Origin of the sequence: Duganella sp. Dugasp56 (assembly GCF_047304105.1) — a bacterium.
GTDB lineage: Bacteria > Pseudomonadota > Gammaproteobacteria > Burkholderiales > Burkholderiaceae_D > Rugamonas > Rugamonas hordei.
Genome location: NZ_JBGLYQ010000069.1, coordinates 1 through 24,397, shown reverse-complemented (window position 1 = coordinate 24,397; position 24,397 = coordinate 1). Strand labels below are relative to the sequence as shown.

Sequence of the window (24,397 nt, the reverse complement as noted above, 5' to 3'; positions counted from 1 at the left end):
AAAAAAAAAAAAACCCCCCGCAATCCCCCCCAACGGGTAAAACAATCCCCCCCTGGCATCCCGCTTTGGGGGGGAATGACGGAGCGTATTTTTTGATACTGGAAGTTACGATTCGGAATTCTTATTTTTGAAGAATTCGATGACCTCGGCCTGCTCGCGGGTGCGCTTGAAGGACGGCAAACTCTGCCAGATCCGCTTGCCGTAAGGCTTGGAAATCACCCGTGGATCGCACAACATCAGCACGCCGCGGTCGTTTTCGTCGCGGATCAGACGGCCGGCACCTTGCTTCAGGTTAATAATCGCCTCCGGCAAAGTGTGGTGCATGAAGCCGTTCTTGCCCTGTTTTTCCATCACTTCGATGCGCGCGGCCAGCACCGGATCGTCCGGTGGGGCGAACGGAAGCTTGTCGATAATCACCAAAGACAGCGCATCGCCGCGCACGTCGACGCCTTCCCAGAAGCTTTGCGAGCCGATCAGCACGCCATTTCCCGCCTTGCGGAACTGGTCCAGCAGCTCGGTGCGGCCTTTATCGCCCTGCACAAACAGCGGAAATGGCAGGCCGCGCTTCTCGAATTCATCGCGCAAACGCTCGGCTGCGCGCTTCACGGCGCGCAAAGTCGTGCATAAAAGGAAAGTTTTCCCGCCCGCCGCCTCGATGATCGGCAGCGCATGGTCCAGCACGGCGTCCGTATAGCCCATGGAATTCGGGTCCGGCAAGCCTTGCGGCACGTACAAAATGCCCTGCTGTTCGTAGTTAAACGGGCTGGGCCAGGACTTCGACGGCTCGCCGTCCAGGCCCATCTGTTCGGAAAAATGGCTGAAATCGTTCTTCACCGCCAGGGTCGCGGAGGTGAAAATCCAGCTGCGCGGCACGCCTTCGCGCTGGCCGTTGAAGATGGGGGCGATCGACAAAGGCGTCTTGTGCAGCTGCAGCGACGACGCATACGCCTCGACCCAGAACACGGCTTCGGCGCCTTTTTCGACCTTGGCCTTCGGGTCGAATTTCCAATCCACCAACTTTTGCGCCAGTTCCAGGCCGCGCTGGCGGCATTGTTCCAGCGTTTCCGCGCGGGCGGCCTGGGTTTCCAGCACCGCCAGCATGCCGTCCAGTTCGTCTTTCAGGGTCTGCAAGGCCGGGAAAAAGTCGCTCGACGGCGCGATTTGCGGCAGCGACAGGCGCACGATGTCTTGCGGGAATGTCAGGCGCAGGTCGCGCGCTGCCTTCTCCACCACCGTGACCACCTTGCCCCAGTCGGCGCCGTCGCGGGCGTTCGACAAGCCCTCGGCCAGCACGTCGCGGCACAATTCCAGCACTTGCGAGGTCGAAAACGTGTCGCCGAAGAACAAGGTGGCGGTGTCGGGCAACTGGTGCGCCTCGTCGAAGATGATGGTGTTGGCGGACGGCAGCAGCTCGGCGATGCCGGAATCCTTCAGCGCCACGTCGGCAAAGAACAGGTGGTGGTTGACCACCACCACGTCGGCCTGCTGCGCCTCCTTGCGCGCCTTCATGACGAAGCAATCCTGGTAGTACTGGCACTCGGAACCCATGCAATTGTCGCGGGTCGAGGTCACCAGGTTCCAGATCAGCGCGTTTTCCGGCACGCGGGCCAGCTCGGCCTTGTCGCCGGAATTGGTCATCTTCAGGAAGCGCGAGATTTCGCGCAGGTGGCCGACGTCGTCGCGCGAGGTCATGCGGCCGTTCTGCAGCGTGCGTTCCAGGTGGTAGTGGCACAGGTAGTTCGAGCGTCCCTTCAGCAGCGCCACCGACACCGGCGCCTGCAGGGCGGCGCGCACGGTCGGAATGTCGCGCAGGAACAGCTGGTCCTGCAAGTTCTTGGTGCCGGTGGAAACGATGGTCTTGCCGCCCCACAGCAGCGCCGGCACCAGGTAGGCGAAGGTCTTGCCGGTGCCGGTACCGGCCTCGGCGATCAGGGTGGTCTGGCTGGCGATGGCCGCCGCGACCGCCTTGGCCATCTCGGTCTGCGACTTGCGCGGACGATATTCGCCGACAGCCGGCCCCAGCGGCCCGCCGGCGCCGAACAGGCGCTCAACCTCGGCATCGTGCTTTCCGGGGGGCAGGTCTGGCGTGGCGCCGATGACGGCGGGGATGGTATCGGCGGGCGTGGGAAGGTGTTCGGTCAAAATATACTTAGTTGGGGCGCAGGGCCGGACTCAGGCCGGCACATCGGGCACTAATTGCATTTTCAGCAGAGTGATATGGTCTTTCAATTGCAGCTTGCGCTTTTTGAGGCGGCGCAACTGCAGCTGATCGTGGTGGCCGTCCAGCGTCAGCATGTCGATGACCGCGTCCAAATCGCGGTGTTCGACGTCGAGTTCGATCAGACGACGCTGGATATCTTGTACATCAGTCATAATTCTCGGTCTTTACTCACCAAATAGTTTCACTGGAACAACAAAACGGTTGCATACAAACTGCGACACGGTGCATAGTTTAATCTACGGCGAGCTTGCCGCCAACAGAATGATCGCTCACCCGCGGTTCAGGATACAGTCACGTTATGAGCGCATACAAAATAGAAGCCGGTACGGCCCAGCATATCGGCAACCGGCCGCAGCAAAACGACCGGGTGGCCCTGTTCACGTCCGCCCAGGCGCCCGGCTACGTGATGGCGGTGCTGGCCGACGGCAACCACAGCCCCATCGGCTCGGACCAGGTGCTGCTGACCGGCAAACACTTGTTCGACGAGTTCCGCGTCGGCGACACGCCCAGCCTGCCGCGCCTGCAGGAACTGCTGCGCGCCATCGCGCTGGAGGCGCACCAGGTCATCAAGATGAATCCCATTGCCGCCACCACCGAGCCGCAAAGCGCGGTGGCGCTGCTGATACTGACGCCGGCCGGCCAGGTGGTCTGGGCGCACGTGGGCGACGCCCGGGTGTACCGCTTTGCCGGCGAGACCTGCGCGATGCGCAGCAACGACGGCGCCTATATCGAACACCTGGTCGAGCATGACAAGCTGCCGCTGGACGCCGCCAGGAAGCACCGCAACTCCAAGCTGCTCAGCAACGTGCTGGGCAACAGCTTCAAGACGCCGTTTGTCACGGTCGGCTGGCACGAAGGCCTGAAGGCGGGCGACGCCTTCCTGCTGTGCTCGGACGGCCTGTGGCAGTGGTTCAAGGATAGCGAACTGGCGGCGGTGGTGGCCCGCAACAGCCCACGCCAGGCCGCCGAGCGCCTGGTCGGCAAGGCGGGCGAGCGGGCTCAGGGCAAGGGCGACAACTGCTCGATGGCGATCATCAAGCTGGTCGAGGTGCCGCAGGAGGCGCCGACCTACATCGTGCAGAAGATGCGCCGCGCGGTCTGACTACTTAGCGGCTGCGGCGGCTTTCTTTTTCTCCGCCTCCGCCTGGGCGGCGCGCTTGGCGTCGCTCTCGGCCTTCTTCCTGGCCACTTCGGCCTGGCGGCGCTCCGACTCCGCCTTCTTGCGCTCGAACGCGGCTACGTTGGCGGCGCGCTTGCCGGCGTCGGCCGCGTCCTGCGCTTCCATGCGCTTGACCTTGGCCGCATGTTCCGCTTCGCGGTCGACCACCTTGCCGGCCTTGGACGGCGGACGCGGGGTTTCGTCGGCCACCTTCGGCGGCTTCGGCGGTTGTGCCGCGCGGGCGGCCTGCTCGTCCGCGTCCTTGCGGGCGCGCTCGGCCAGGTCGGCGTCGCGCCGGGCCACCGAATCCGCGCGCTTGAAGTGCTGCGCCTCGACCTCGACGGCGCGCAGCCGGGCCAGCGTGGCGCGGCGCTTTTCCTTGGCCTTGTCCAGGCAATTGTTGACGAAGAACTTGCTGTAGCAAACGCGCTCGCTGGCGGCGAATTCGTCGTTGGCGGCGGCGCGCTCCCTGGTCACCTGCTCCAGCGTGGCGTTGGCCTGCTCCACCGAATGCGATTGCGGCACGCGCGGCGCGCCGACCGGATCCTGGCCGATGTCCTGCGCCTGCGCCGGCGCGGCCAGCGCCGCGAGGGCGGCCAAGGCAGCGGCTGCGATCATCTCGCCCAGCGGTTTCAAACTTGGTCTCATATTCTTATCCTGTTGCAGCTCAAGCCAGCGCACCGGCCGCGGCGCGCTGCTCCTTGTCCATGTACTCGCGCGATTGCATCTCGACGATGCGCGACACCGTGCGGTGAAATTCATTGGCCAGCGTACCGTTGGTGTACAGCTCTTCCGGTTCCACCTCGGCCGACATCAGCAGCTTGACGCCCTGATCGTAGAACACGTCGATCAGCCAGGTGAAGCGCCGCGCCTCCGACGACATCGCGGCCGACATCATCGGAATCCCGGACAATATCACGGTATGGAAGCGGCTGGCGATTTCCAGGTAATCGTTCTGCGAACGGGGGCCGCCGCACAGCGTGTTGAAATCGAACCAGATGATGGTGCCGGCGCGCCGCAGCGCGCGGATCTCGCGCGCCTCGATGCGCACCACCGGATCCTCGTCGGCGCTCTCGGCGATGCGCGAGTAGGCGTCGCGCAGCGCCTGGTCGGTCGTCGCGTTGAGCGGCGTGTAGTAGGAATCGACCTGCTCCAGCGCGCGGCCGCGGTAGTCGATGCCGGCGTCGATGTTCATCACGTCCAGCTTGTCGTACAGCAGGGCGATGGTCGGCAGGATGCGGTCGCGGTGCAGACCGTCCGGGTACAGCAGCTTCGGATCGTAGTTCGAGGTCATGATGAAGGACACGCCGTTGTCGAACAAAGCGCTCAACAGGTTGTACATGATCATGGCGTCGGCCACGTCCGAGATATGGAATTCGTCGAAGCAGATCAGACGGTATTTCTTGGCGATGCGCTTGGCCACCTCGTCCAGCGGATTGGCGACGCCGGTCAGCTCGTCGAGCTGGCGGTGCACGCCGCGCATGAATTCGTGGAAGTGCAGACGCGTCTTGCGCACCAGCGGCACCACCGAATAGAAGCTGTCCATCAGGAAGGACTTGCCGCGCCCTACCCCGCCCCACATGTAGACGCCCTTCGGCACGTCGGGACGATTGATCAGGCGCTTGAAGGTGCTGGAGCGCTGGCCCTTGTAGGCCACCCATTCGTCGTAGCACTGCTGCAGGCGGTCCACCGCGCGGCGCTGGGCCGCGTCGGCCTTGAAATTGCGCTCTTCCAGCGCATGCTGATAAAACTCTTCGACGTTCATGTGTTCGATTCTGTATGGCGGCTGCGCAAATAAAAACGGCGGGCCAACGGCCCGCCCGAGGTTGCTTCAAAGCGTGCGCGGCGAGGCGCGGCGACGAAGACAGTACAACTGTACGGCGAGTCGCAGCAACGAAGCCGCGCTCGCTTTTAAGCGACCTCGTTAGAAGTTCAGCGTACGCTTGTCGATCGCCAGCGCTGCTTCCTTGGTCGCTTCCGACAGCGACGGGTGTGCGTGGCAGATGCGCGCGATGTCTTCAGCCGAAGCCTTGAACTCCATCGCCACGACGGCTTCGGAGATCAGCTCGGAAGCCATCGGTCCGATGATGTGCACGCCCAGGATTTCGTCGGTGGTGGCATCGGCCAGGAACTTGACGAAGCCGGTGGTGTCGCCCAGCGCGCGCGCGCGGCCGTTGGCCAGGAACGGGAAGCTGCCGGCCTTGTAGGCGACGCCGTCGGCTTTCAGCTGCTGCTCGGTGCGGCCGACCCACGCGATTTCCGGCGAGGTGTAGATCACCCACGGAATCGTGTTGAAGTTGGTGTGGCCATGCTGGCCGGCGATGGTCTCGGCAACCGCCACGCCTTCTTCTTCAGCCTTGTGCGCCAGCATCGGGCCGCGCACCACGTCGCCGATCGCCCAGACGTTGGGCAGGTTGGTCTTGCAGTCGCCGTCGACCGCGACGAAGCCGCGCTCGTCCAGCTGCAGGCCGGCCTTGTCGGCGGCCAGGCCGTCGGTGTTCGGCGTGCGGCCGATCGACACGATCAGGCGGTCGAAGGTGGCGGTGGTGGCTTCGCCCTTGGCGTTTTCGTATTCCACGGTGACGTCGTTCTTGCCCGGGGTGATCTTGCCGATCTTGCAGCCCAGGTTGATCGACAGGCCCTGCTTGGTGAACTGCTTCAGCGCTTCCTTGGCAACCTGCTCGTCGACGGCGCCGAGGAACACCGGCAAGCCTTCCAGCACGGTCACTTCGGAACCCAGGCGGCGCCATACGGAACCCATCTCCAGGCCGATGACGCCGGCGCCGATCACGCCCAGCTTCTTCGGTACCGCGCCGGTGGCCAGCGCGCCGGCGTTCGACAGGATCAGTTTTTCATCGAACGGCGCGCCAGGCAGCGCGCGCGCGTTGGAGCCGGTGGCGACGATGACGTGCTTGCCGGTGATGCTGTCGGCGCCAGGACCGGTGATGGTCAGCGGGTAGCCTTCGGCGGTGGCGGCGCCGGCGAAGGCAGCGCGGCCGTGGAAGAAGGTGACCTTGTTTTTCTTGAACAGGAACAGGATGCCGTCGTTGTTCTGCTTGACCACGGTGTCCTTGCGCTTCAGCATCTGCGGCAGGTTCAGCGACAGGCCGGCGACATCGATGCCGTGCTCCTTGAACGCATGGCCGGCGTGCTCGTAGTGCTCCGACGATTGCAGCAGCGCTTTCGACGGGATGCAACCGACGTTGGTGCAGGTGCCGCCCGGCGCAGGGCCGCCTTTTTCATTTTCCCACGCGTCCACGCAGGCGACCGAGAAACCCAGTTGAGCGGCGCGGATGGCAGCGATGTAACCGCCAGGACCGGCGCCGATGACTACTACGTCAAATTGTTTACTCATTTTTTATTTTCCAATCAGTTCTTCTTCCGGCACGAAAATCCACAACAGCAGGTAGACCGCCAGGCCGAAACCAAAGGTGCACACGAACAGCACGAACAGCAAACGCCAGATCCACGATTCGACCCCGGTCACCTTGCCCAGCCCGCCGCAGACGCCGCCCAGCCAGCGGTCCGTTTGCGAACGGCGCAGGCGGGAAATGTCGCTGCCGACATCCTCGCCGGGGCGGTAGTTGTCCTGGTTCAGCAGCCTGGCCTTGGCGGCGGCGTATTCCTCATCCGACAAGGCGCCGGCCTGGTGCAACTCGTGTAAACGCTTGATTTCTTCTGCGACGCTCATTCGTGATCCCCAGAGAAATTCCCGGGCTCGGACGAGCCCGGGGCAAGGCAGGAATTACAGGTCCAGCAGCAGGCGCGCAGGATCTTCCAGCGCTTCCTTCATGGCCACCAGGCCCAGCACGGCTTCGCGGCCGTCGATGATGCGGTGGTCGTAGGACATCGCCAGGTAGTTCATCGGACGCACAACGATCTGGCCGTTTTCAACCACGGCGCGGTCCTTGGTCGCGTGCACGCCCAGGATGGCCGATTGTGGCGGGTTGATGATCGGGGTCGACAGCATGGAGCCGAAGGTGCCGCCGTTCGAGATCGAGAAGGTGCCGCCGGTCAGGTCGTCCAGGGTCAGCTTGCCTTCCTTGGCTTTCTGGCCGAATTCACCGATTTTCTTCTCGATGTCGGCGATCGACATCTGGTCGGCGTTGCGCAGGATAGGCACCACCAGGCCGCGCGGCGAACCGACAGCGATACCGATGTCGAAGTAGCCGTGGTAGACGATGTCGTTGCCGTCGACGGAGGCGTTGATGATCGGGTATTTCTTCAGCGCGGCAACGGCTGCCTTGACGAAGAAGGACATGAAGCCCAGCTTGACGCCGTGCTCTTTCTCGAACTTGTCCTTGTACTTGTTACGCAGGTCCATGACCGGCGCCATGTTCACTTCGTTGAACGTGGTCAGGATGGCGTTGGTCGATTGCGATTGCACCAGGCGCTCGGCGATACGGGCGCGCAGGCGGCTCATCGGCACGCGCTCTTCCGGACGATCGCCCAGGCCGGCGACCGCAGGCGCGGCGACCTGCTGCAGCGCAGGCTTGGCGGCTGGCGCTGCCAGTGGAGCGACTGCCGGTGCCTTGGCGCCGGCGGCCAGGGCGTCGCCCTTGGTCACGCGGCCGTCTTTGCCCGAACCGGCGACATCGCCGGCGCTCAGGCCTTTTTCGGACAGGATCTTGGCGGCGGCCGGCATGGCCACGTCGCCTTTGCCGCCACCGGTGGCGGCCGCAGGAGCTGCTGGTGCTGCTGCGGCGGCTGGTGCCGGGGCGGCAGCGGCTGCAGGAGCTGCGACGGCGGCGGCGCCGTCGGTGTCGATCACGGCGATCAGTTCGTCGGCAACCACGGTGCTGCCGTCGCCCTTGATGATTTTGACCAGCACGCCGGCGGCTGGTGCAGGCAATTCCAGAACTACTTTATCGGTCTCGATGTCGATCAGGTTTTCGTCGCGCGCTACAGCGTCGCCGACTTTTTTATGCCAGGTCAGCATCGTGGCTTCTGCTACCGATTCCGACAGCTGGGGGACTTTGACTTCGATTTGTGCCATGTAAAACTCCGTAAATTGTTATTGCGGCGCCGCCCCGCGTAGCAGGACGGCGCTCCGTCATTAAGTATTGTGATTATTTCGTCAGGATGAAGCCCTTGAGCTTCGAGAACGCCGTCTCCAGCAAGTCTTTCTGCTGGGCGTAGTGCTTGTCGTAGTAACCGACAGCCGGCGATGCCGATGCTGGGCGGCCGGCGTATGCCAGGCGCTGGCCAGCGTCCATGCTCTCGAAGATGTTGTGCTGAATCTGGAACCATGGGCCCTGATTCTGCGGCTCGTCCTGCGCCCACACCACTTCCGTCAGGCTTGGGAACTTCTTCAGCTCGGCGGCGAACGATTTGTGCGGGAACGGATACAGCTGTTCGATACGGATGATGGCCGTGTCGGTCTGGCCGCGGGTCTTGCGTGCGTTGACCAGGTCGTAGTAAACCTTGCCCGAGCAGGCGATCACGCGCTTGACCTTCTTGGCGTCGATTTTCTCGTCGACTTCGCCGATCACGGTCTGGAACGCGCCCTTGGCCAGCTCGTTCAGTGCCGAACCCGCGTCCTTGTTGCGCAGCAGCGATTTCGGCGTCAGGATCACCAGCGGCTTGCGGAACTGGCGCACCATCTGGCGACGCAGCACGTGGAAGATCTGCGCGGCGGTGGTCGGCTGCACCACTTGCATATTGTTGTCGGCGCACAGCTGCAGGAAACGCTCAGGACGCGCGGACGAGTGCTCAGGACCCTGGCCTTCGTAACCGTGCGGCAGCATCATGACCAGGCCCGAAGCGCGGCCCCATTTGACTTCGCCGGAGCTGATGAACTGGTCGATGACCACTTGCGCGCCGTTGACGAAGTCGCCGAACTGGGCTTCCCAGATCGTCAGCGTGTTCGGCTCGGCGGTCGAGTAGCCGTATTCGAAGCCCAGCACCGCCTCTTCGGACAGCACGGAGTCGATCACGGTGAACGGTGCCTGGCCTTCGGCGATGTTCTCCAGCGGCACGTAGGTGCCGGCATCCCAGCGTTCGCGGTTCTGGTCGTGCAGCACGGCGTGGCGGTGCACGAAGGTGCCGCGGCCGGCGTCCTGGCCGGTCAGGCGCACGGCGTAGCCGGATGCGACCAGCGAGGCGTAGGCCAGGTGTTCGCCCATGCCCCAGTCCAGGTTCAGTTCGCCGCGACCCATCGAGGCGCGGTCGCCCAGCACTTTTTCAACCAGCGAGTGCACTTTGAAGCCTTCCGGCACGGTGGTGATGCGGCCGGCCAGGCGTTTCAGTTCGGTCATCGGCACGGCGGTGTCGGCCGAGTCGGTCCACTTGCGGTTCAGGAACGGCAGCCAGTCGACGGCGTACTTGTTCTTGAAGTTCGAGATCACCGGATCGACGGTGTGCTTGCCGGCGTCCATCGCGTCGCGGAAGGCAGCTTGCATCTGTTCGCCGCCGTCGGCCGCGATCACGGTCTGCGCCACCAGCTTGTCCGCGTACAGCTTGCGGGTGCCTGGGTGCTGGCCGATTTTCTTGTACATCAGCGGCTGGGTCAGCGCCGGCGTATCTTGTTCGTTGTGGCCCAGTTTGCGGTAGCAGATGATGTCGACAACGATATCCTTCTGGAACTGCAGGCGGTAGTCCATGGCGATCTGCGAAGCCAGTACCACGGCTTCAGGATCGTCGGCGTTCACGTGCAGCACCGGCGCTTCGATCATCTTGACCACGTCCGAGCAGTAGATGGTCGAACGGGCGTCGCGCGGGTCCGAGGTGGTGAAGCCGATCTGGTTGTTGATGACGATGTGCACCGTGCCGCCCGTGCCGTAGCCGCGGGTTTGCGCCAGGTTCAGTGTTTCCATCACGACGCCCTGGCCTGCGAAGGCGGCGTCGCCGTGCACCAGGATAGGCAGCACTTGCTTGCCCAGCGTGTCGCCGCGGCGGTCCATGCGCGCCTTGACCGAGCCTTCGACCACAGGATTGACGATTTCCAGGTGCGACGGGTTGAACGCCAGCGACAGGTGGACCGGACCGCCGGCGGTCGAGATGTCCGACGAGAAGCCCTGGTGGTATTTGACGTCGCCGGCCGGCAGGTCGTCGCCGTGCTTGCCTTCGAATTCTTCGAACAGTTCCTTGGGCGATTTGCCCAGGGTGTTGACCAGCACGTTCAGACGGCCGCGGTGGGCCATGCCGATAACGATCTCCTGCACGCCTTTTTCGCCGGCGCGCTGGATAATTTCGTCGATCGAGGCGATGAACGTTTCGCCGCCTTCCAGCGAGAAGCGTTTCTGGCCGACGTACTTGGTGTGCAGGTAGCGCTCCAGGCCTTCAGCGGCGGTCAGGCGCTCGAGGATGTGTTTTTTCTTCTCAGGCGTGAAATTCGGGGTCGAGCGGATCGACTCCAGGCGCTCTTGCAGCCAGCGCTTTTCAGCCGGGTCGGAGATGTACATGTACTCTGCGCCGATCGAACGGGTGTAGGTGTCGCGCAGGTAGTTCAGCAGGTCGCGCAGGGTCGCGGTTTCCGGGCCGAAGTAGGTATTGCTGATGTTGAACACGGTGTCCATGTCCGCGTCGGTGAAGCCGTAGAAGCTCGGCTCCAGCTCGTTGATCGACGGACGTTCCTGACGCTGCAGCGGATCCAGGTTGGCCCAGCGGGAACCCAGGTAGCGGTAGGCGGCGATCAGCTGGGTCGCGGCGACACGCTTGCGGCCCATTTCGGCGTCGGCCGAGGCAACCACGGTGCGGATCGGGCCGGCTTTCGCGCGTTCGGCGAAGGAGGCGATGACCGAAGCGTGAGCGACGTCTGGTTTATTGGAGCCATCGACTGCCGGTACGTGCTGCATGGCGTCGAAGTAGGCGCGCCAGTTGTCTGGCACGGAACCTGGGTTGTTGAGATACGCTTCGTACAGTTCTTCGACGTACGGGGCGTTCCCACCAAACAGGTAGGAATTGGACGTATATTGTTGCATCATCTTGCTCACCTTTCTTCGCGCTTCGCGAGGAATTAGCGGGTTAATCTAACCTTCCGCGACACGGCCTGACCGGTTAGCGGATTGCACATCAAGTTGTGGGGAAGGGCTATAGTTCTTCAGGTACTACAAAATCGGTCATTCAGCATAGCACCGGTATTGTATCCCAACAACCAATTGTGCGACAAAATCCTGGTAAATCTTTTGCCATTAATTTTCGCTTAAGCCGCATGATTGCTTGGCTCTTGCGTAATGTTTGCATATTTTCAACGGCTTTCCAGCGGCTGCTTCGCCTGCAGGCTGGTATGGGCGAACCAGTCGAGCAGGAAGTCGAGCATGGCGCGCAGCGCCGGCGGCATGTGCTGGCGCGAGGTGTAAATCCCGTAGATGCCCATCTGCTGGGGCGCGTAGCCAGGCAGCAGCGCGACCAGCCGGCCGTCGGCGATCAGCGGCGCGGCGCTGTACAGCGGCTGCAGCGCGATGCCGGCGCCTTCCACCGCCGCCTTCAGCAGGATCAGGTCTTCGTTGGCGGACAGGTTGCCGCTGACCGGCACCGTCACGCCCTCCCCGTCCCGGCGCGTGAACTGCCACAGGCTTTTGCCGAAATAGGTATAGGTCAGGCAGTTGTGCGCGGCCAGGTCTTCGGCCCGCTGCGGCGCCGGGCGCCCGGCCAGGTAGGACGGCGCGGCGCAGACCACCGAGTCGCACACGCCGAGCTGGCGGGCGATCAGGTTCGGCTCCAGCGCATTGGTGATGCGCAGCGCCAGGTCGATGCGCTGCTCGACCAGGTTGACCGCGCGGTTACTCATCTGCAGGTCGACCGCCGTGCGCGGGTAGCGCTTCAGGAAGGCCGTCACCGCGCTGGCCAGCTCGGCCTGCGCCAGCGATTGCGAGCAGGTGATGCGCAGCAGGCCGTGCGGCGTGCCGGCGTCTTCGGCCGCCACCTGCATGGCCCCGGCCAGTTCCAGCATGGCGCGGCAGCGCGCCAGCGTGACGTCGCCGGCGTCGGTCAGGCTCAGGCGGCGCGTGCTCCGGTGCAGCAGGCGGGCGCCGGCCCACTCCTCCATCTCGGCCAGGTAGCGCGTGACCATGGCGCGCGACATGTCCAGCGCCTCGGCGGCGGCGATCATGCTGCCACGCTCGGCGATGTTGACGAAAACCTGCGCTGCGGTGATGCGATCCATGCGATTGGCCCCATTCGTCCGATTTATGCAATTAACACGTGCAGGTTACCGTATTTTTCTATCGAATCAAGCAATTTAAGATGGCGTCACTCCAACCTCACGTGAAAGACCATCATGATCAAGCAAACCTTAGTGTCCGCCGCCCTCGCCGCTTCCGCCGCCGTCCATGCCGCGCCATTGCAGCTGGAAGTCTTCAATCCTGGCGAAGCCGCCATCTTCCCGGTGGCCTCGGTGATCGTCAGCGGCGCCAGGGACGCGGTGCTGATCGACGCCCAGTTCTCGCGCGGCGAGGCGCTCAAGCTGGTCGAGCGCATCCGCGCCGGCGGCAAGCGCCTGACCACCGTGTATGTCAGCCACAGCGATCCCGATTTCTACTTCGGCCTGGACGTGATCCACGCCGCCTTCCCCGAGGCGAAAATCGTCGCCACGCCGCAAACCATCGCCGGCATCGAGAAAAAGAAGGACGCCAAGGTCGCCTTCTGGGGGCCCATCCTGAAAGACAACGCGCCGCAGAGCATCATCGTGCCGCAGCCGCTGGCCGGCGACACCATCCAGCTGGAAGGCCAGGCGCTGAAGATCGAAGGCCTGAAAGGCGCGACGCCGGATCGCAGCTACGTGTGGATCCCGTCGATCAAGACGGTCGCCGGCGGCGTGGTGGTGTTCAACCAGTTGCACGTGTGGACCGCCGATACGCAGACGCCGGAATCGCGCCGCCAGTGGCTGGCGACGCTGAAGGGCATCGCGGCGCTGAAGCCGGCCACGGTGGTGCCGGGCCACTTCGCGCCGGGCGCCGCGCTGACGCCGGACAGCATCGCCTTCACCAGCAACTACCTGGTGAGCTTTGAAGCCGAGACAGCGAAAGCGGCCGATTCCGCCGCGCTGATCGCCCGCATGAAGCAGCTGTATCCCAACGCCGGCCTGAACGCCGCGCTGGACACCAGCGCCAAAGTGGCCAAAGGCGAAATGAAGTGGTAATCAAGGCGGCAAGGGAGTGATACACTGCGGCGGTTATTATTGACTGACCGCCCTCCTTTACATGCACACCCTTGAGCAGTTGCGCGCAGGCGCCCTGAAAGGCGTCCGGCGCCTGCAGCTGGCCTGCGGCCTGAGCGAATTCCCGCGCGAGATATTCGAGCTGGCCGACACCCTGGAAATCCTCGACCTGTCCGGCAACGCGCTGTCGTCGCTGCCGGACGACCTGCCCCGGCTGCACAAGCTGCGCATCATCTTCTGTTCGGACAACCGCTTCACCGAGTTGCCCGCGGTGCTGGGCGCCTGCGCGGCGCTGACCATGGTCGGCTTCAAGGCCAACCGCATCCGCACGATGCCGGCCGCCTCGCTGCCGCCGCAACTGCGCTGGCTGGTGCTGACCGGGAACGAGATCGAACAGCTGCCGGCCGAGCTGGGCCGCCGGCCCATGCTGCAAAAGCTGATGCTGGCCGGGAACCGCCTGCGCGCGCTGCCTGCGGAGATGGCGCAGCTGCACCGGCTGGAACTGCTGCGCATCGCCGCCAACCAGCTGACCGAATTGCCCGCGTGGCTGCCCGCGCTGCCGCGCCTGACCTGGCTGGCCTATGCCGGCAATCCCTTCTGCGCAGAACGCGAGCTGGCGATGGAAAGCGCGCCGGCCGCCGGCATCGCATGGGATGCACTGCGGCTGGAGCAGAAGCTGGGCGAAGGCGCCTCCGGCGTGATCCACCGCGCCGCGTACGGCGGCGAGCACGTGGCCGTCAAGCTGTTCAAGGGCGCGATGACCAGCGACGGCTCGCCGCTGTGCGAAATGGCGGCCTGCATCAGCGCCGGCGCCCATCCCAACCTGATCCCGGTGCTGGGCCAGGTCGAGCATCACCCGGACGGCGCGCACGGCCTGGTGATGTCGCTGATCGATCCCGAATTCCGCAACCTGGCCGGCCCGCCCAGCCTGGACAGCTGTACCCGCGACATGTACGAAGACGGCAAGCGCTTCGGCGCGGACGCGATGCTGGCCATCGCCGGCGGCATCGCCTCCGCCGCCGCCCAGCTGCACCGGCGCGGCATCATGCACGGCGACCTGTACGGCCACAACATCCTGCATTGCGAGCAGGGCCGCACCTTGCTGGGGGATTTCGGCGCCGCCTCGTTCTACGACCCAGCCGGACCGGCCGCCGCGCAGCTGCAGCGGCTGGAAGTGCGCGCCTTCGGCTTCCTGCTGGAAGAACTGATGGCGCGCTGCGATGGCGCTCCGCCCTTCCTGGCCCCGCTGCAAGCGGCCTGCGTCCACGCCGACAGCGCGGCACGCCCGCTGTTCGCCGACATCGCGCTTCTGCTGGCGAAGGGCTAGACAATTCGTTCTAGATATTTTATTCTACATCCATGAGCACTGTTACCCCACCCAAACCGACCGCCTCCGAACTGGAGATGCTGCGCCTGCTGTTCGCGCTGGGCCCGGCGACGGCCAAGCAGGTGCATGCCGCCGCGCTGGAAACGCGGCCGGACATGAACTACGCCACGGTATTGCGCCTGCTGCAGGTGATGCACACCAAGGGCCTGCTGACCCGCGACGAAAGCCAGCGCGCCCACGTCTACGCCCCGGCGCAGGAGCAGGACTCGCTGCAAACCAATTTGCTGAAGGAACTGATACAGAAAGCCTTCTCCGGCTCCGGCAAGGCTCTGGTGCTGGCCGCCCTGCGCGGCGGCCACGTCAGCAAGAAGGAACGCGAGGAAATCCAGGCGCTGCTCGACCAGGAAAAGTAAACCGCGAGACGATCCGCCCGCCATACTCCGGCTACAATGGGCGCCCACTCCCACCGCGCTCCTTTCATGAACAGCCGCCTTAACACCTGGCCCGAACGCCCACACCCGGTCATTGCCGTCATGCTGGCGATTGCAATCTGCGCCGCCCCCATCCTGCTGCCGCATGCGCGCGTGCAGGACTTGATGGCCAACCTGTTTGCCTACTTGGGCTGCTGCATCGTCGCCTACCCGTTTGCCGCGCTGCTGCGCCGGCGCGTCACCACGCTGCCCGGCATCTGGGTGGCGGCCGTGCTGCTCCTGCTGGCGGCTTGCTTCTACCACACCAACATCATCATCGAATCGGCCGACCTGCCGTGGCCGCGGCGGCGCGACGTCACGCTGGATAAATTCCTGTTCAACCTGCCACAAGTGACTATCGGCGTCGTCGTCTGGTGGCTGCTGGTGCTGCGGCCCGACCGCCGTACGCGCCGATCAGAACCGGGCTGATGAAAATGGCTTTTCAGATAAGCGTGCTATAAAGGCATTACATCCCGCCTGATACCCGCTTAAGGAAGCCATATGAACGTCAAGCCATTTACAACCTCCCTGCTGGCCGCAGCTGGGCTCTTCAGCCTCGGCGGCTGCGGCGGCTCCGGCGATAGCGGCACTCCGCCTCCGCCCCCCGTCACCAAATACTCGATCGGCGGCAGTGTCAGCGGCCTGCCCGCAGGCGCCACACTGACGCTGGCCAATGGCAGCGACAGCGTCGATGTCACCGCCAGCGGCAATTTCACCTTTCCCACCACCGCCCCGTCCGGCACCGCTTACGCCGCCAGCATCAAGACGCAGAGCGCGAGCGCCACCTGCAGGCTGCAAGGCGGCACGGGCACCGTTGGCAACGCGACCGTGACCGGCATCGCCGTCAGCTGCGCACCGGTGCTGCTGGCGACGCTGACCTTTACTTCGCCCCCTCAGTTCGCGGTCGACTCCCTGGGTTTCGCCTACCTGGCGGACACGGACCAAAACGCCATTCGCAGGCTGTCGCCGGCGGGCGACCTGGTAATTCACGCCGGAGGCCCGGCCGGCGCGCCGTTCAACAAGCCGAACGCGGTGGGCATCAGCCGCTCCGGCCTGCTGTACGTCATCGACCAGGCCGCCGACGGGTCCTACCGCTTCCGCACCGTCGGACTGGACGGCAACTTCAACATCAACACCACACCGCTCGCCGGCGTGCGCTACAACTGGATTGCCGCCTCGGCCTACGAGGAACTGGCGGCGGTCGACCAGGGCGGCGCCAGCGTCATGCGCTTGAACCCCAAGCTCGGCAACACGCTCATTACGCGCGCCGACCTGGTGGCCGTGCTGGCCGGCACGCAAGGCGCGGCCAGCAGCTATGCGCCGGCCTCGGTGGTGTACGGTAATGAAACCGACAGCATCCTGTATATCGCCGACAGCGGCAACTCGGTCATCTACAAGGCCGTGCCCCAGGGGGCGATCACCGTGTTCGCGGGCACGCCGGGCGTGCGCGGCACGGCCGACGGCGCGGCCGGCTCCGGCAGCCTGAACCTGACCACTGCCAGCGCCCTGGCCATCGACGAGCAGGGCAACCTGTATGTCAGCGGCAGCGGCCCGACGCGCAAGATCGCGCCCAACGGCACACTGTCCACGCCGCAGCTGGCCTGGGGCACGCCGGCACTCAGCAGCATCGCCTATGCCAAACCCATGCTGTACGGGCGCGTGCAAAACACGGTGATCCAGACCTACCTGCCGTAAGCCGCGACCATAAAAAAACGGGCCGAAGCCCGTTTTTTTTGCTGCGTGAAACCGCGGATTAACGCTTGTCCAGCGGCGGCACGTCGCGGGTGGTCGCGCCGACGAACAGCTGGCGTGGACGGCCGATCTTCTGCTCCGGATCGGCGATCATTTCGTTCCACTGGGCGATCCAGCCGATGGTGCGGGCCATGGCGAAGATACCGGTGAACAGCGACACTGGAATGCCCAGCGCCGATTGCACGATGCCCGAGTAGAAGTCGACGTTCGGGTACAGCTTGCGCGAGACGAAGTATTCGTCGTTCAGCGCGATCTTTTCCAGTTCCATCGCCAGCTTGAACAGCGGGTCGTCCTGCAGGCCCAGCTCTTCCAGCACTTCGTAGCAGGTTTCGCGCATCAGCTTGGCGCGCGGGTCGAAGTTCTTGTACACGCGGTGACCGAAGCCCATCAGCTTGACGCCGGAGTTCTTGTCTTTCACTTGCGCGATGAAGGCAGGAATGTTCTCGACGGTGCCGATTTCCTTCAGCATGTTCAGCGCCGCTTCGTTGGCGCCGCCGTGGGCAGGGCCCCACAGGCAGGCGATGCCGGCAGCGATACAGGCGAACGGGTTGGCGCCCGACGAACCGGCCAGACGCACGGTCGAGGTCGAAGCGTTCTGCTCGTGGTCCGCGTGCAGGATCAGGATGCGGTCCAGCGCGCGCACCAGCACGTCGTTGACCTTGTATTCTTCGCACGGATTGCCGAACATCATGCGCATGAAGTTGGCGCTGTACGACAGGTCGTTGCGCGGATACATGAACGGCTGGCCCATCGAGTACTTGTACGCCATCGCCACCAGCGTCGGCATCTTGGCGATCAGGCGGATGGCCGAGATCTCGCGCTGCTTGGCGTCGTTGATGTCGAGCGAATCGTGGTAGAACGACGCCAGCGCGCCGACGGTGCCGACCAGCACCGACATCGGGTGCGCGTCGCGGCGGAAGCCGCGGAAGAAGAATTGCATCTGCTCGTGGACCATGGTGTGCTTGGTCACGGTTTCGACGAACTTCTCTTTTTCAACCTTGTTCGGCAGTTCGCCGTTCAGCAGCAGGTAGCACGACTCCATGAAGTCGGCGTTCACGGCCAGCTGCTCGATCGGGTAGCCGCGGTACAGCAGCTCGCCCTTGTCGCCGTCGATGTAGGTGATCGACGAGTTGCAGGCGGCGGTCGACATGAAGCCCGGATCGTAGGTGAACTTGCCGGTGCCGGCGTACAGCTTGCGGATGTCGATCACGTCGGGACCAACGGTACCTTTGTAGATCGGGAATTCGACCGATGGGCTGCCATCGGAGAACGACAGGGTGGCTTTGTTATCAGAGGTGTTCATGGACTCTTCCTTCTTGGAGAGATGCGACAAATAAAAAAAACTAAAATTCTGGGTGTGTCTTTATGCAAGCCGCAGTCGCTGCAACAGTGCGTGCACATGCGGCAGATCGACCTCGCCTTCCGGCTCTTTACGGGCCAGTACCAGATCCATCAGGGCATTGTCCGACAAATCGAGGAGCCGCGTGAACGCGTCCACTTCTTCGTCGGTCAATTCGGTTTCATGCGCATCGAGAAAACGGGTCAGGATGATGTCGTTTTCCAGCAGACCCCGGCGCGAGCGCCAGCGCAGGCGCGCTCTGTTGGCTGGGTCGGACTGATGCGCAGAGTTGTTCTGTTCAGTCATATGGCTGTGCCACTTTATACTAAAACGGGCGGCGGAGCCGCCGCCCGTGGAATGGCCTTAAATTGCGCGGCGTACCATCAATTCCTTGATCTTGCCGATGGCCTTGTTCGGGTTCAAACCCTTGGGGCAAACGTCGACGCAGTTCATGATCGAGTGGCAGCGGAACAGGCGGTACGGATCTTCCAGGTTGTCCAGGCGCGCGCCGGTCGCTTCGTCGCGCGAGTCGGCGATGAAGCGGTAGGCTTGCAGCAGGCCGGCAGGACCGACGAACTTGTCCGGATTCCACCAGAACGACGGGCACGACGTCGAGCAGCAGGCGCACAGGATGCACTCGTACAGGCCGTCGAGCTCTTCGCGCTCGGTCGGGGTTTGCAGGCGTTCTTTTTCAGGACGGATCGAATCGTTGATCAGGTAAGGCTTGATCGAATCGTACTGCTTGAAGAACTGGGTCATGTCGACGATCAGGTCGCGGATCACCGGCAGGCCTGGCAGCGGACGCAGCACGATAGGCTCGGTCAGCTCGTTCAGGTTGGTGGTGCAGGCCAGGCCGTTCTTGCCGTTGATGTTCATCGCGTCCGAACCGCACACGCCTTCGCGGCACGAGCGGCGCAGGGCCAGCGAATCGTCGACGTCGGACTTGATGCGCTGCAGCGCGTCGAGCAGCATCTTGTCGGTGTCTTTCAGCTCGACCGTCACGTCCTGCATGTACGGCTTGGCGTCCTGGTCCGGATCGTAACGGTAAATTTTCAGTTTGAGAGTGCGTGCCATGTTCTAGCCCTTAGAAAGTACGTGGTTTCGGTTTGAAGGTATCAACCGTCAATGGCTTGGTAACGACCGCTTTGTATTCCAGTCGGTTGCCTTCCGAATACCACAGGGTGTGCTTCATCCAGTTGTCGTCGTCGCGGTGCGGGAAATCGTTGTGGGCGTGGGCGCCGCGCGATTCCTTGCGGGCCACGGCCGACGTGATCGTCGCTTTCGCGGTTTCGATCAGGTTGTCCAGCTCCAGCGCTTCGACGCGCGCGGTGTTGAACACCTTGGACTTGTCCTTGAACGACACATGCTTGCGGCGCTCGTCGAGCACCATGATTTCCTTGGCGCCCTGGGCCATCATCTCCTCGGTACGGAACACGCCGCAGTACTTCTGCATCGTGGCGCGGATGTCGTTGGCGACGCCCTGCACTTTTTCCGAGCCGGTCGAGGTTTCCAGCTTGTTCAGGCGGTCCATGGCGAAATCGGACGCGTCCTTCGGCAGCGGCTTGTTTTCCTTCTGCTTCAGGTTGGACGCGACCACGTGGTTGCCGGCCGCGCGGCCGAACACCACCAGGTCCAGCAGCGAGTTGGTGCCCAGGCGGTTGGCGCCGTGCACCGACACGCAGGCGCATTCGCCGATCGCGTACAGGCCGTTGACGACCTTCTGCGTGCCGTCGCCGTTAGGCGTGACGACCTGGCCGTGGATGTTGGTTGGAATGCCGCCCATCTGGTAGTGGATGGTCGGCACGACAGGGATAGGTTCCTTGGTGGCGTCGACGTTGGCGAACTTGTGGCCGATTTCCAGGATCGACGGCAGGCGCTTCTGGATGGTGTCGGCGCCGATGTGGCGCAGGTCCAGCATCACGTGGTCCTTGTTCGGACCGCAGCCGCGGCCTTCCTTGATTTCCTGGTCCATCGAGCGCGACACGAAGTCGCGCGGCGCCAGATCCTTCAAGGTCGGCGCATAGCGCTCCATGAAGCGCTCGCCTTCGGAGTTGATCAGGATACCGCCCTCGCCGCGCACACCCTCGGTGATGAGGACGCCGGCGCCGGCCACGCCGGTCGGGTGGAACTGCCAGAACTCCATGTCCTGCAGCGGCAGGCCGGCGCGTGCCGCCATGCCCATGCCGTCGCCGGTGTTGATGAAGGCGTTGGTGGAAGCTGCGAAGATGCGGCCTGCGCCGCCGGTGGCGAAGATGGTGGTCTTCGCTTCCAGGATCATCGTTTCGCCGGTTTCCATTTCCAGTGCCACCACGCCGACCACGTCGCCTTCGGCGTCGCGGATGATGTCGAGCGCCATCCACTCGACGAAGAAGTGGGTGCGGGCGCGGACGTTGCGCTGGTACAGCGTGTGCAGCAGCGCGTGGCCGGTACGGTCGGCCGCGGCGCAGGCGCGCTGCACGGCTTTCTCGCCGAAGTTGGCGGTGTGGCCGCCGAACGGACGCTGGTAGATGGTGCCGTCGGGATTGCGGTCGAACGGCATGCCGAAGTGTTCCAGCTCGTAGACGACCTTCGGTGCTTCGCGGCACATGAATTCGATCGCGTCCTGGTCGCCCAGGTAGTCGCCGCCCTTGACGGTGTCGAACATGTGCCAGAACCAGTTGTCTTCAGCCATATTGCCCAGCGATGCGCCGATGCCGCCCTGCGCCGCCACGGTGTGCGAGCGGGTCGGGAACACTTTCGACAGCACCGCCACGTTCAGACCGGCTTCAGCCAGCTGCAGGGATGCGCGCATGCCGGAGCCGCCGGCGCCGACGATTACCGCGTCAAAGCGGCGGGTAGGAATTCCAGTTTTAATAGCTGCCACGATTACACACTCCAGAGTATCTGTACCGACCAAACGGCACAAGCGATCAACCACAGCATGGTGGCGATTTGCAGGGTCAGGCGAACGCCGACGGCTTTAACGTAGTCCATCCAGATGTCGCGCATGCCGACCCAGGCGTGGTAGAACAGGCCGAACAGGGTGACCGCGGAGATCAGCTTGAACCACTGCTGCGCGAACAGGCCGGCCCAGCCTTCATAGGTGAAGTTCTGGCCGGTGAGGAAGGAAATCAGCAGGATGGCGGTGTACAGCACCATCATGACGGCGGTGACGCGCTGCGCCAGCCAGTCTTTCAGGCCGTAGTGGGCACCGACCACGCGGCGCTTGGGGCCGATATTGTTATTTGCCATCTCAGAATACTCCAAACAGTTTGAGGGCGACGACCAGGGTCAAAGCCAGGCTGACGACCAGCACGCTGGCGGCCGATTTACGCGCCGAATCCTTGTCCAGGCCGTAGTGCAGGTCCATGAACAGGTGGCGTACGCCGGCGCAGAAGTGCTGCATATAACCCCAGACCAGGGCCAGGATGATCAGCTTGACCAGCGGGGTCGACACGATCCCCTGGTAGTAGGCGAAGGAGATCTCGGAGCGCAGGCTCTGCTCCAGCAAATAGAGCACGAAAGGCAGCAGCGCAAACATCAGGAAGCCGCTGATGCGGTGCAGGATGGATACGATACCGGCCAATGGCAAGCGGTAGTTGGACAATTCGGTAACGTGGATGTTACGGAACTCCGGCCGTTCTTTTTTAGGGACTTCCCTTACGGCTTCTGACATAACAAGACCTCCTCAGGCTAAACAAAAATTTGGTAAGACTGCGATTTTCGCCGATTTCCGCACTCATAACCAATATCTATTGTTACATATAACTAAAATAGTGTTTGACAACACTAGCTGGCGGCTACTTCCTGTAGCTCGACGTATTATCAGCGCAACAATGCTACCGGCGTGTGACGGCGCCCTGCCCTGCGCTCCTGAAGCGGCTTTTTAGCGCCCCAGGGTCTCCTTCAATTCAACCCGCTCAGTTCAACTCATTGTGATAGTGATGGCGCTCGGTGGAATACAGGCCGCGGCGCAGCTCCACCGGTTTGTCGCCATAAGTAAACGACACCCGCTCGGACGCCAGCAGCGGCGTGTTGGCGGGCAGGTGCAGCAGCGCGGCGTCTTCGGCCGCCGCGCAGACGGCGCGGATCTTTTCCGTCGCCCGTATCATGCGGGTGCCGAACTCGGATTCGAACAGGCCGTACATCGGCCCCTTGTATTCAACCAGCCGCTCGGCGGTCAAGCCCTTGAACGTCATGCCCGGCAGCCACAGCTCCTCGACGATGGTCGGCATGCCGTCGAACGACTGCACCCGCTTGATGAAGATGACGGCGTCGCCGGATTTCAGGTCGAGCAGGCGCGCCACGTCGGCGGGCGCGCGCATGCGCTTGACTTCGATGAATTTGCTTTCGGGGTAGTGCGGCACGCCCTCGTCGGGCATCAGCTTGAGGAAGCGGAAGTGGGCGCGCTCCTCGTGGTGGGTGGACACGAACGTGCCCTTGCCCTGCCGGCGCATGACCAGGTTCTCGGCCGCCAGCTCGTCGATGGCCTTGCGCACCGTGCCCTGGCTGACCTTGAAGCGGTTGGCCAGTTCGACTTCGCTGGGGATCAGCTCACCCGGTTTCCACTCGCCCGACTGCAGGCTGCGCGTGATCAGCGCCTTGATTTGCTGGTACAGTGGGGAGAAGGTCGGCGACGCGCCGGAAGGCGTAACGGAGGAAGGCGCCGCAGGCGATCCGGCAGCTCCGCCCGTGTTGACGGCGGCGGGATTGCTGTTCGAATTAGGCGGGGCAGGATTCATAGGCCAAGATTTCACCACAAAAGCCCCCTGCCGTCCAGCAAAAACACGCAATAACTTATCTGTCTTATATAAGACATAAGATAGGATTGACAGATACCCGCCACGCGCCTACACTCCCCGGCGAGGCGCTTTACCATACCGTTTTGACGGAGATATAAGCGCTCGATTTGCAGTATGATTACGGTTTCCCCGGACCGGCACCGGTCCAGCTTAGAGAACGTTTTAATTCCCACTTTGGAGATTCATCATGGCTAAAACCCCAATGCGTGTTGCTGTCACCGGCGCCGCCGGTCAAATCGGTTACGCTCTGCTGTTCCGCATCGCCAACGGCGACATGCTCGGCAAAGACCAACCAGTTATCCTGCAACTGCTGGAAATCGCTGACGAAAAAGCACAAAAAGCGCTGAAAGGCGTCATGATGGAAATCGACGACTGCGCGTTCCCGCTGCTGACCGAGATGACCGCCCACTCCGACCCGATGACCGCGTTCAAGGATGTCGACGTCGCCGTGCTGGTTGGCGCCCGTCCGCGCGGCCCGGGCATGGAGCGTAAAGACTTGCTGGAAGCCAATGCCCAGATCTTCACCGTGCAAGGCAAGGCGCTGGACGCCGTCGCTTCGCGCAACGTCAAAGTGCTGGTGGTCGGCAACCCGGCCAACACCAACGCCTACATCGCCATGAAATCGGCGCCTTCGCTGCCGGCCAAGAACTTCACCGCCATGCTGCGCCTGGACCACAACCGCGCGCTGTCGCAAGTGGCCGCCAAGACCGGCACCGCCGTCAAGGACATCGAAAAGCTGACCGTCTGGGGCAACCACTCGCCGACCATGTACGCCGACTACCGTTTCGCCACCGTCAACGGCAAGGCTGTCAAGGAACTGATCAACGACCAGGAATGGAACGCCAACGTGTTCCTGCCGACCGTCGGCAAGCGCGGCGCGGCCATCATCGAAGCGCGCGGCCTGTCGTCGGCGGCGTCGGCGGCCAACGCGGCCATCGACCACGTGCATGACTGGATGCTGGGCACCAACGGCAAGTGGACCACCATGGGCGTTCCTTCGGACGGTTCGTACGGCATCCCGGAAGGCACCATGTTCGGCTTCCCTGTCACCACCGAAAACGGCGAATACAAAATCGTCCAGGGCCTGGAAATCGACGCGTTCTCGCAAGAGCGCATCAACCTGACGCTGAAGGAACTGACCGAAGAGCGCGAAGGCGTCAAGCACCTGCTGCCTGCATAAGTTCCGATCCAACCGCACGTGGAACCGGTTAAACCACCGATCCGCCGCACCCGCCGCGCTGCCGAGAGC

The 24,397-nt window shown here is 63.4% G+C and carries 23 protein-coding genes; 7 read left to right on the top strand and 16 right to left on the bottom strand.

From position 1 onward, the window contains the following. Positions 1 to 105: 105 nt before the first annotated feature. A complete protein-coding gene (locus ACCD07_RS30480; protein WP_413449488.1) occupies positions 106 to 2,142 on the bottom strand; it encodes an ATP-dependent DNA helicase in 2,037 nt (678 codons plus the stop codon). Between the two features lie 30 nt (positions 2,143 to 2,172). Continuing rightward, on the bottom strand, positions 2,173 to 2,373 hold the full coding sequence (locus tag ACCD07_RS30475; RefSeq protein WP_008450659.1) for a YdcH family protein: 201 nt from the start codon (positions 2,371 to 2,373) through the stop codon (positions 2,173 to 2,175). Positions 2,374 to 2,519: 146 nt separating this feature from the next. Here ACCD07_RS30475 and ACCD07_RS30470 point away from each other — a divergent pair, with 146 nt between their 5' ends. After that, positions 2,520 to 3,323 (top strand): PP2C family protein-serine/threonine phosphatase, encoded by an 804-nt coding sequence (locus ACCD07_RS30470; RefSeq protein WP_176651969.1) that lies wholly within the window; start codon positions 2,520 to 2,522, stop codon positions 3,321 to 3,323. Here the strand turns inward: ACCD07_RS30470 and ACCD07_RS30465 are convergent, their stop codons facing one another. The 7 genes from ACCD07_RS30465 to ACCD07_RS30435 form a co-directional block, all read right to left on the bottom strand. After that, on the bottom strand, positions 3,324 to 4,028 hold the full coding sequence (locus tag ACCD07_RS30465; protein WP_413449487.1) for a hypothetical protein: 705 nt from the start codon (positions 4,026 to 4,028) through the stop codon (positions 3,324 to 3,326). Positions 4,029 to 4,047: 19 nt separating this feature from the next. Further along, positions 4,048 to 5,145, bottom strand: a complete 1,098-nt coding sequence (gene zapE / locus ACCD07_RS30460; RefSeq protein WP_176651970.1) for a cell division protein ZapE — start codon at positions 5,143 to 5,145, stop codon at positions 4,048 to 4,050. Positions 5,146 to 5,304: 159 nt separating this feature from the next. Continuing rightward, the gene (gene lpdA, locus ACCD07_RS30455; protein WP_353402781.1) at positions 5,305 to 6,735 is read right to left on the bottom strand and encodes a dihydrolipoyl dehydrogenase; all 1,431 of its coding nucleotides are present in this window, start codon (positions 6,733 to 6,735) and stop codon (positions 5,305 to 5,307) included. A gap of 3 nt (positions 6,736 to 6,738) precedes the next feature. Then, the gene (locus tag ACCD07_RS30450; RefSeq protein WP_176651972.1) at positions 6,739 to 7,071 is read right to left on the bottom strand and encodes a PspC domain-containing protein; all 333 of its coding nucleotides are present in this window, start codon (positions 7,069 to 7,071) and stop codon (positions 6,739 to 6,741) included. A gap of 54 nt (positions 7,072 to 7,125) precedes the next feature. Beyond that, on the bottom strand, positions 7,126 to 8,376 hold the full coding sequence (gene odhB, locus ACCD07_RS30445; RefSeq protein ID WP_413449486.1) for a 2-oxoglutarate dehydrogenase complex dihydrolipoyllysine-residue succinyltransferase: 1,251 nt from the start codon (positions 8,374 to 8,376) through the stop codon (positions 7,126 to 7,128). Between the two features lie 73 nt (positions 8,377 to 8,449). Continuing rightward, a complete protein-coding gene (locus ACCD07_RS30440; RefSeq protein WP_176651974.1) occupies positions 8,450 to 11,305 on the bottom strand; it encodes a 2-oxoglutarate dehydrogenase E1 component in 2,856 nt (951 codons plus the stop codon). Positions 11,306 to 11,568: 263 nt separating this feature from the next. After that, the gene (locus tag ACCD07_RS30435; RefSeq protein ID WP_353402779.1) at positions 11,569 to 12,486 is read right to left on the bottom strand and encodes a LysR family transcriptional regulator; all 918 of its coding nucleotides are present in this window, start codon (positions 12,484 to 12,486) and stop codon (positions 11,569 to 11,571) included. 114 nt (positions 12,487 to 12,600) lie between these two features. Here ACCD07_RS30435 and ACCD07_RS30430 point away from each other — a divergent pair, with 114 nt between their 5' ends. The 5 genes from ACCD07_RS30430 (at position 12,601) to ACCD07_RS30410 (ending at position 16,971) form a co-directional block, all read left to right on the top strand. Further along, the gene (locus ACCD07_RS30430) at positions 12,601 to 13,461 is read left to right on the top strand and encodes an MBL fold metallo-hydrolase (RefSeq protein WP_413449485.1); all 861 of its coding nucleotides are present in this window, start codon (positions 12,601 to 12,603) and stop codon (positions 13,459 to 13,461) included. A 61-nt stretch (positions 13,462 to 13,522) separates the two neighbouring features. After that, positions 13,523 to 14,806: a leucine-rich repeat-containing protein kinase family protein gene (locus ACCD07_RS30425; protein ID WP_413449484.1), complete on the top strand. Its 1,284-nt coding sequence runs from the start codon at positions 13,523 to 13,525 to the stop codon at positions 14,804 to 14,806. Positions 14,807 to 14,838: 32 nt separating this feature from the next. Continuing rightward, positions 14,839 to 15,219 (top strand): BlaI/MecI/CopY family transcriptional regulator, encoded by a 381-nt coding sequence (locus ACCD07_RS30420; RefSeq protein WP_176651978.1) that lies wholly within the window; start codon positions 14,839 to 14,841, stop codon positions 15,217 to 15,219. 66 nt (positions 15,220 to 15,285) lie between these two features. After that, positions 15,286 to 15,705, top strand: coding sequence for a hypothetical protein (locus ACCD07_RS30415; RefSeq protein WP_353402771.1), 420 nt, complete (start codon positions 15,286 to 15,288; stop codon positions 15,703 to 15,705). Between the two features lie 72 nt (positions 15,706 to 15,777). After that, entirely contained in the window at positions 15,778 to 16,971 is a 1,194-nt protein-coding gene (locus tag ACCD07_RS30410; RefSeq protein ID WP_353402770.1) for a hypothetical protein, read from the top strand. Between the two features lie 58 nt (positions 16,972 to 17,029). On the opposite strand, the gene gltA is transcribed toward ACCD07_RS30410, so the two are convergent. The 7 genes from gltA to ACCD07_RS30375 form a co-directional block, all read right to left on the bottom strand. Further along, positions 17,030 to 18,331 carry a citrate synthase gene (gltA, locus tag ACCD07_RS30405; RefSeq protein ID WP_176651982.1) on the bottom strand — a complete coding sequence of 434 codons (1,302 nt, stop codon included), beginning with the start codon at positions 18,329 to 18,331 and terminating at the stop codon, positions 17,030 to 17,032. 60 nt (positions 18,332 to 18,391) lie between these two features. Further along, positions 18,392 to 18,673, bottom strand: coding sequence for a succinate dehydrogenase assembly factor 2 (locus ACCD07_RS30400; protein WP_176651983.1), 282 nt, complete (start codon positions 18,671 to 18,673; stop codon positions 18,392 to 18,394). Between the two features lie 57 nt (positions 18,674 to 18,730). Beyond that, positions 18,731 to 19,441: a succinate dehydrogenase iron-sulfur subunit gene (locus ACCD07_RS30395; protein WP_008450684.1), complete on the bottom strand. Its 711-nt coding sequence runs from the start codon at positions 19,439 to 19,441 to the stop codon at positions 18,731 to 18,733. Positions 19,442 to 19,451: 10 nt separating this feature from the next. After that, the gene (gene sdhA, locus ACCD07_RS30390; RefSeq protein WP_176651984.1) at positions 19,452 to 21,230 is read right to left on the bottom strand and encodes a succinate dehydrogenase flavoprotein subunit; all 1,779 of its coding nucleotides are present in this window, start codon (positions 21,228 to 21,230) and stop codon (positions 19,452 to 19,454) included. Positions 21,231 to 21,232: 2 nt separating this feature from the next. After that, positions 21,233 to 21,598, bottom strand: a complete 366-nt coding sequence (sdhD, locus tag ACCD07_RS30385; protein WP_176651985.1) for a succinate dehydrogenase, hydrophobic membrane anchor protein — start codon at positions 21,596 to 21,598, stop codon at positions 21,233 to 21,235. A gap of 1 nt (position 21,599) precedes the next feature. Next, positions 21,600 to 22,022 carry a succinate dehydrogenase, cytochrome b556 subunit gene (sdhC, locus tag ACCD07_RS30380; protein ID WP_353402766.1) on the bottom strand — a complete coding sequence of 141 codons (423 nt, stop codon included), beginning with the start codon at positions 22,020 to 22,022 and terminating at the stop codon, positions 21,600 to 21,602. Positions 22,023 to 22,266: 244 nt separating this feature from the next. Then, entirely contained in the window at positions 22,267 to 23,088 is an 822-nt protein-coding gene (locus ACCD07_RS30375; RefSeq protein ID WP_176651987.1) for a GntR family transcriptional regulator, read from the bottom strand. A gap of 247 nt (positions 23,089 to 23,335) precedes the next feature. Between ACCD07_RS30375 and ACCD07_RS30370 the strand changes: the two genes are divergently transcribed. Then, entirely contained in the window at positions 23,336 to 24,328 is a 993-nt protein-coding gene (locus ACCD07_RS30370; protein WP_176651988.1) for a malate dehydrogenase, read from the top strand. Positions 24,329 to 24,397: the final 69 nt, after the last annotated feature.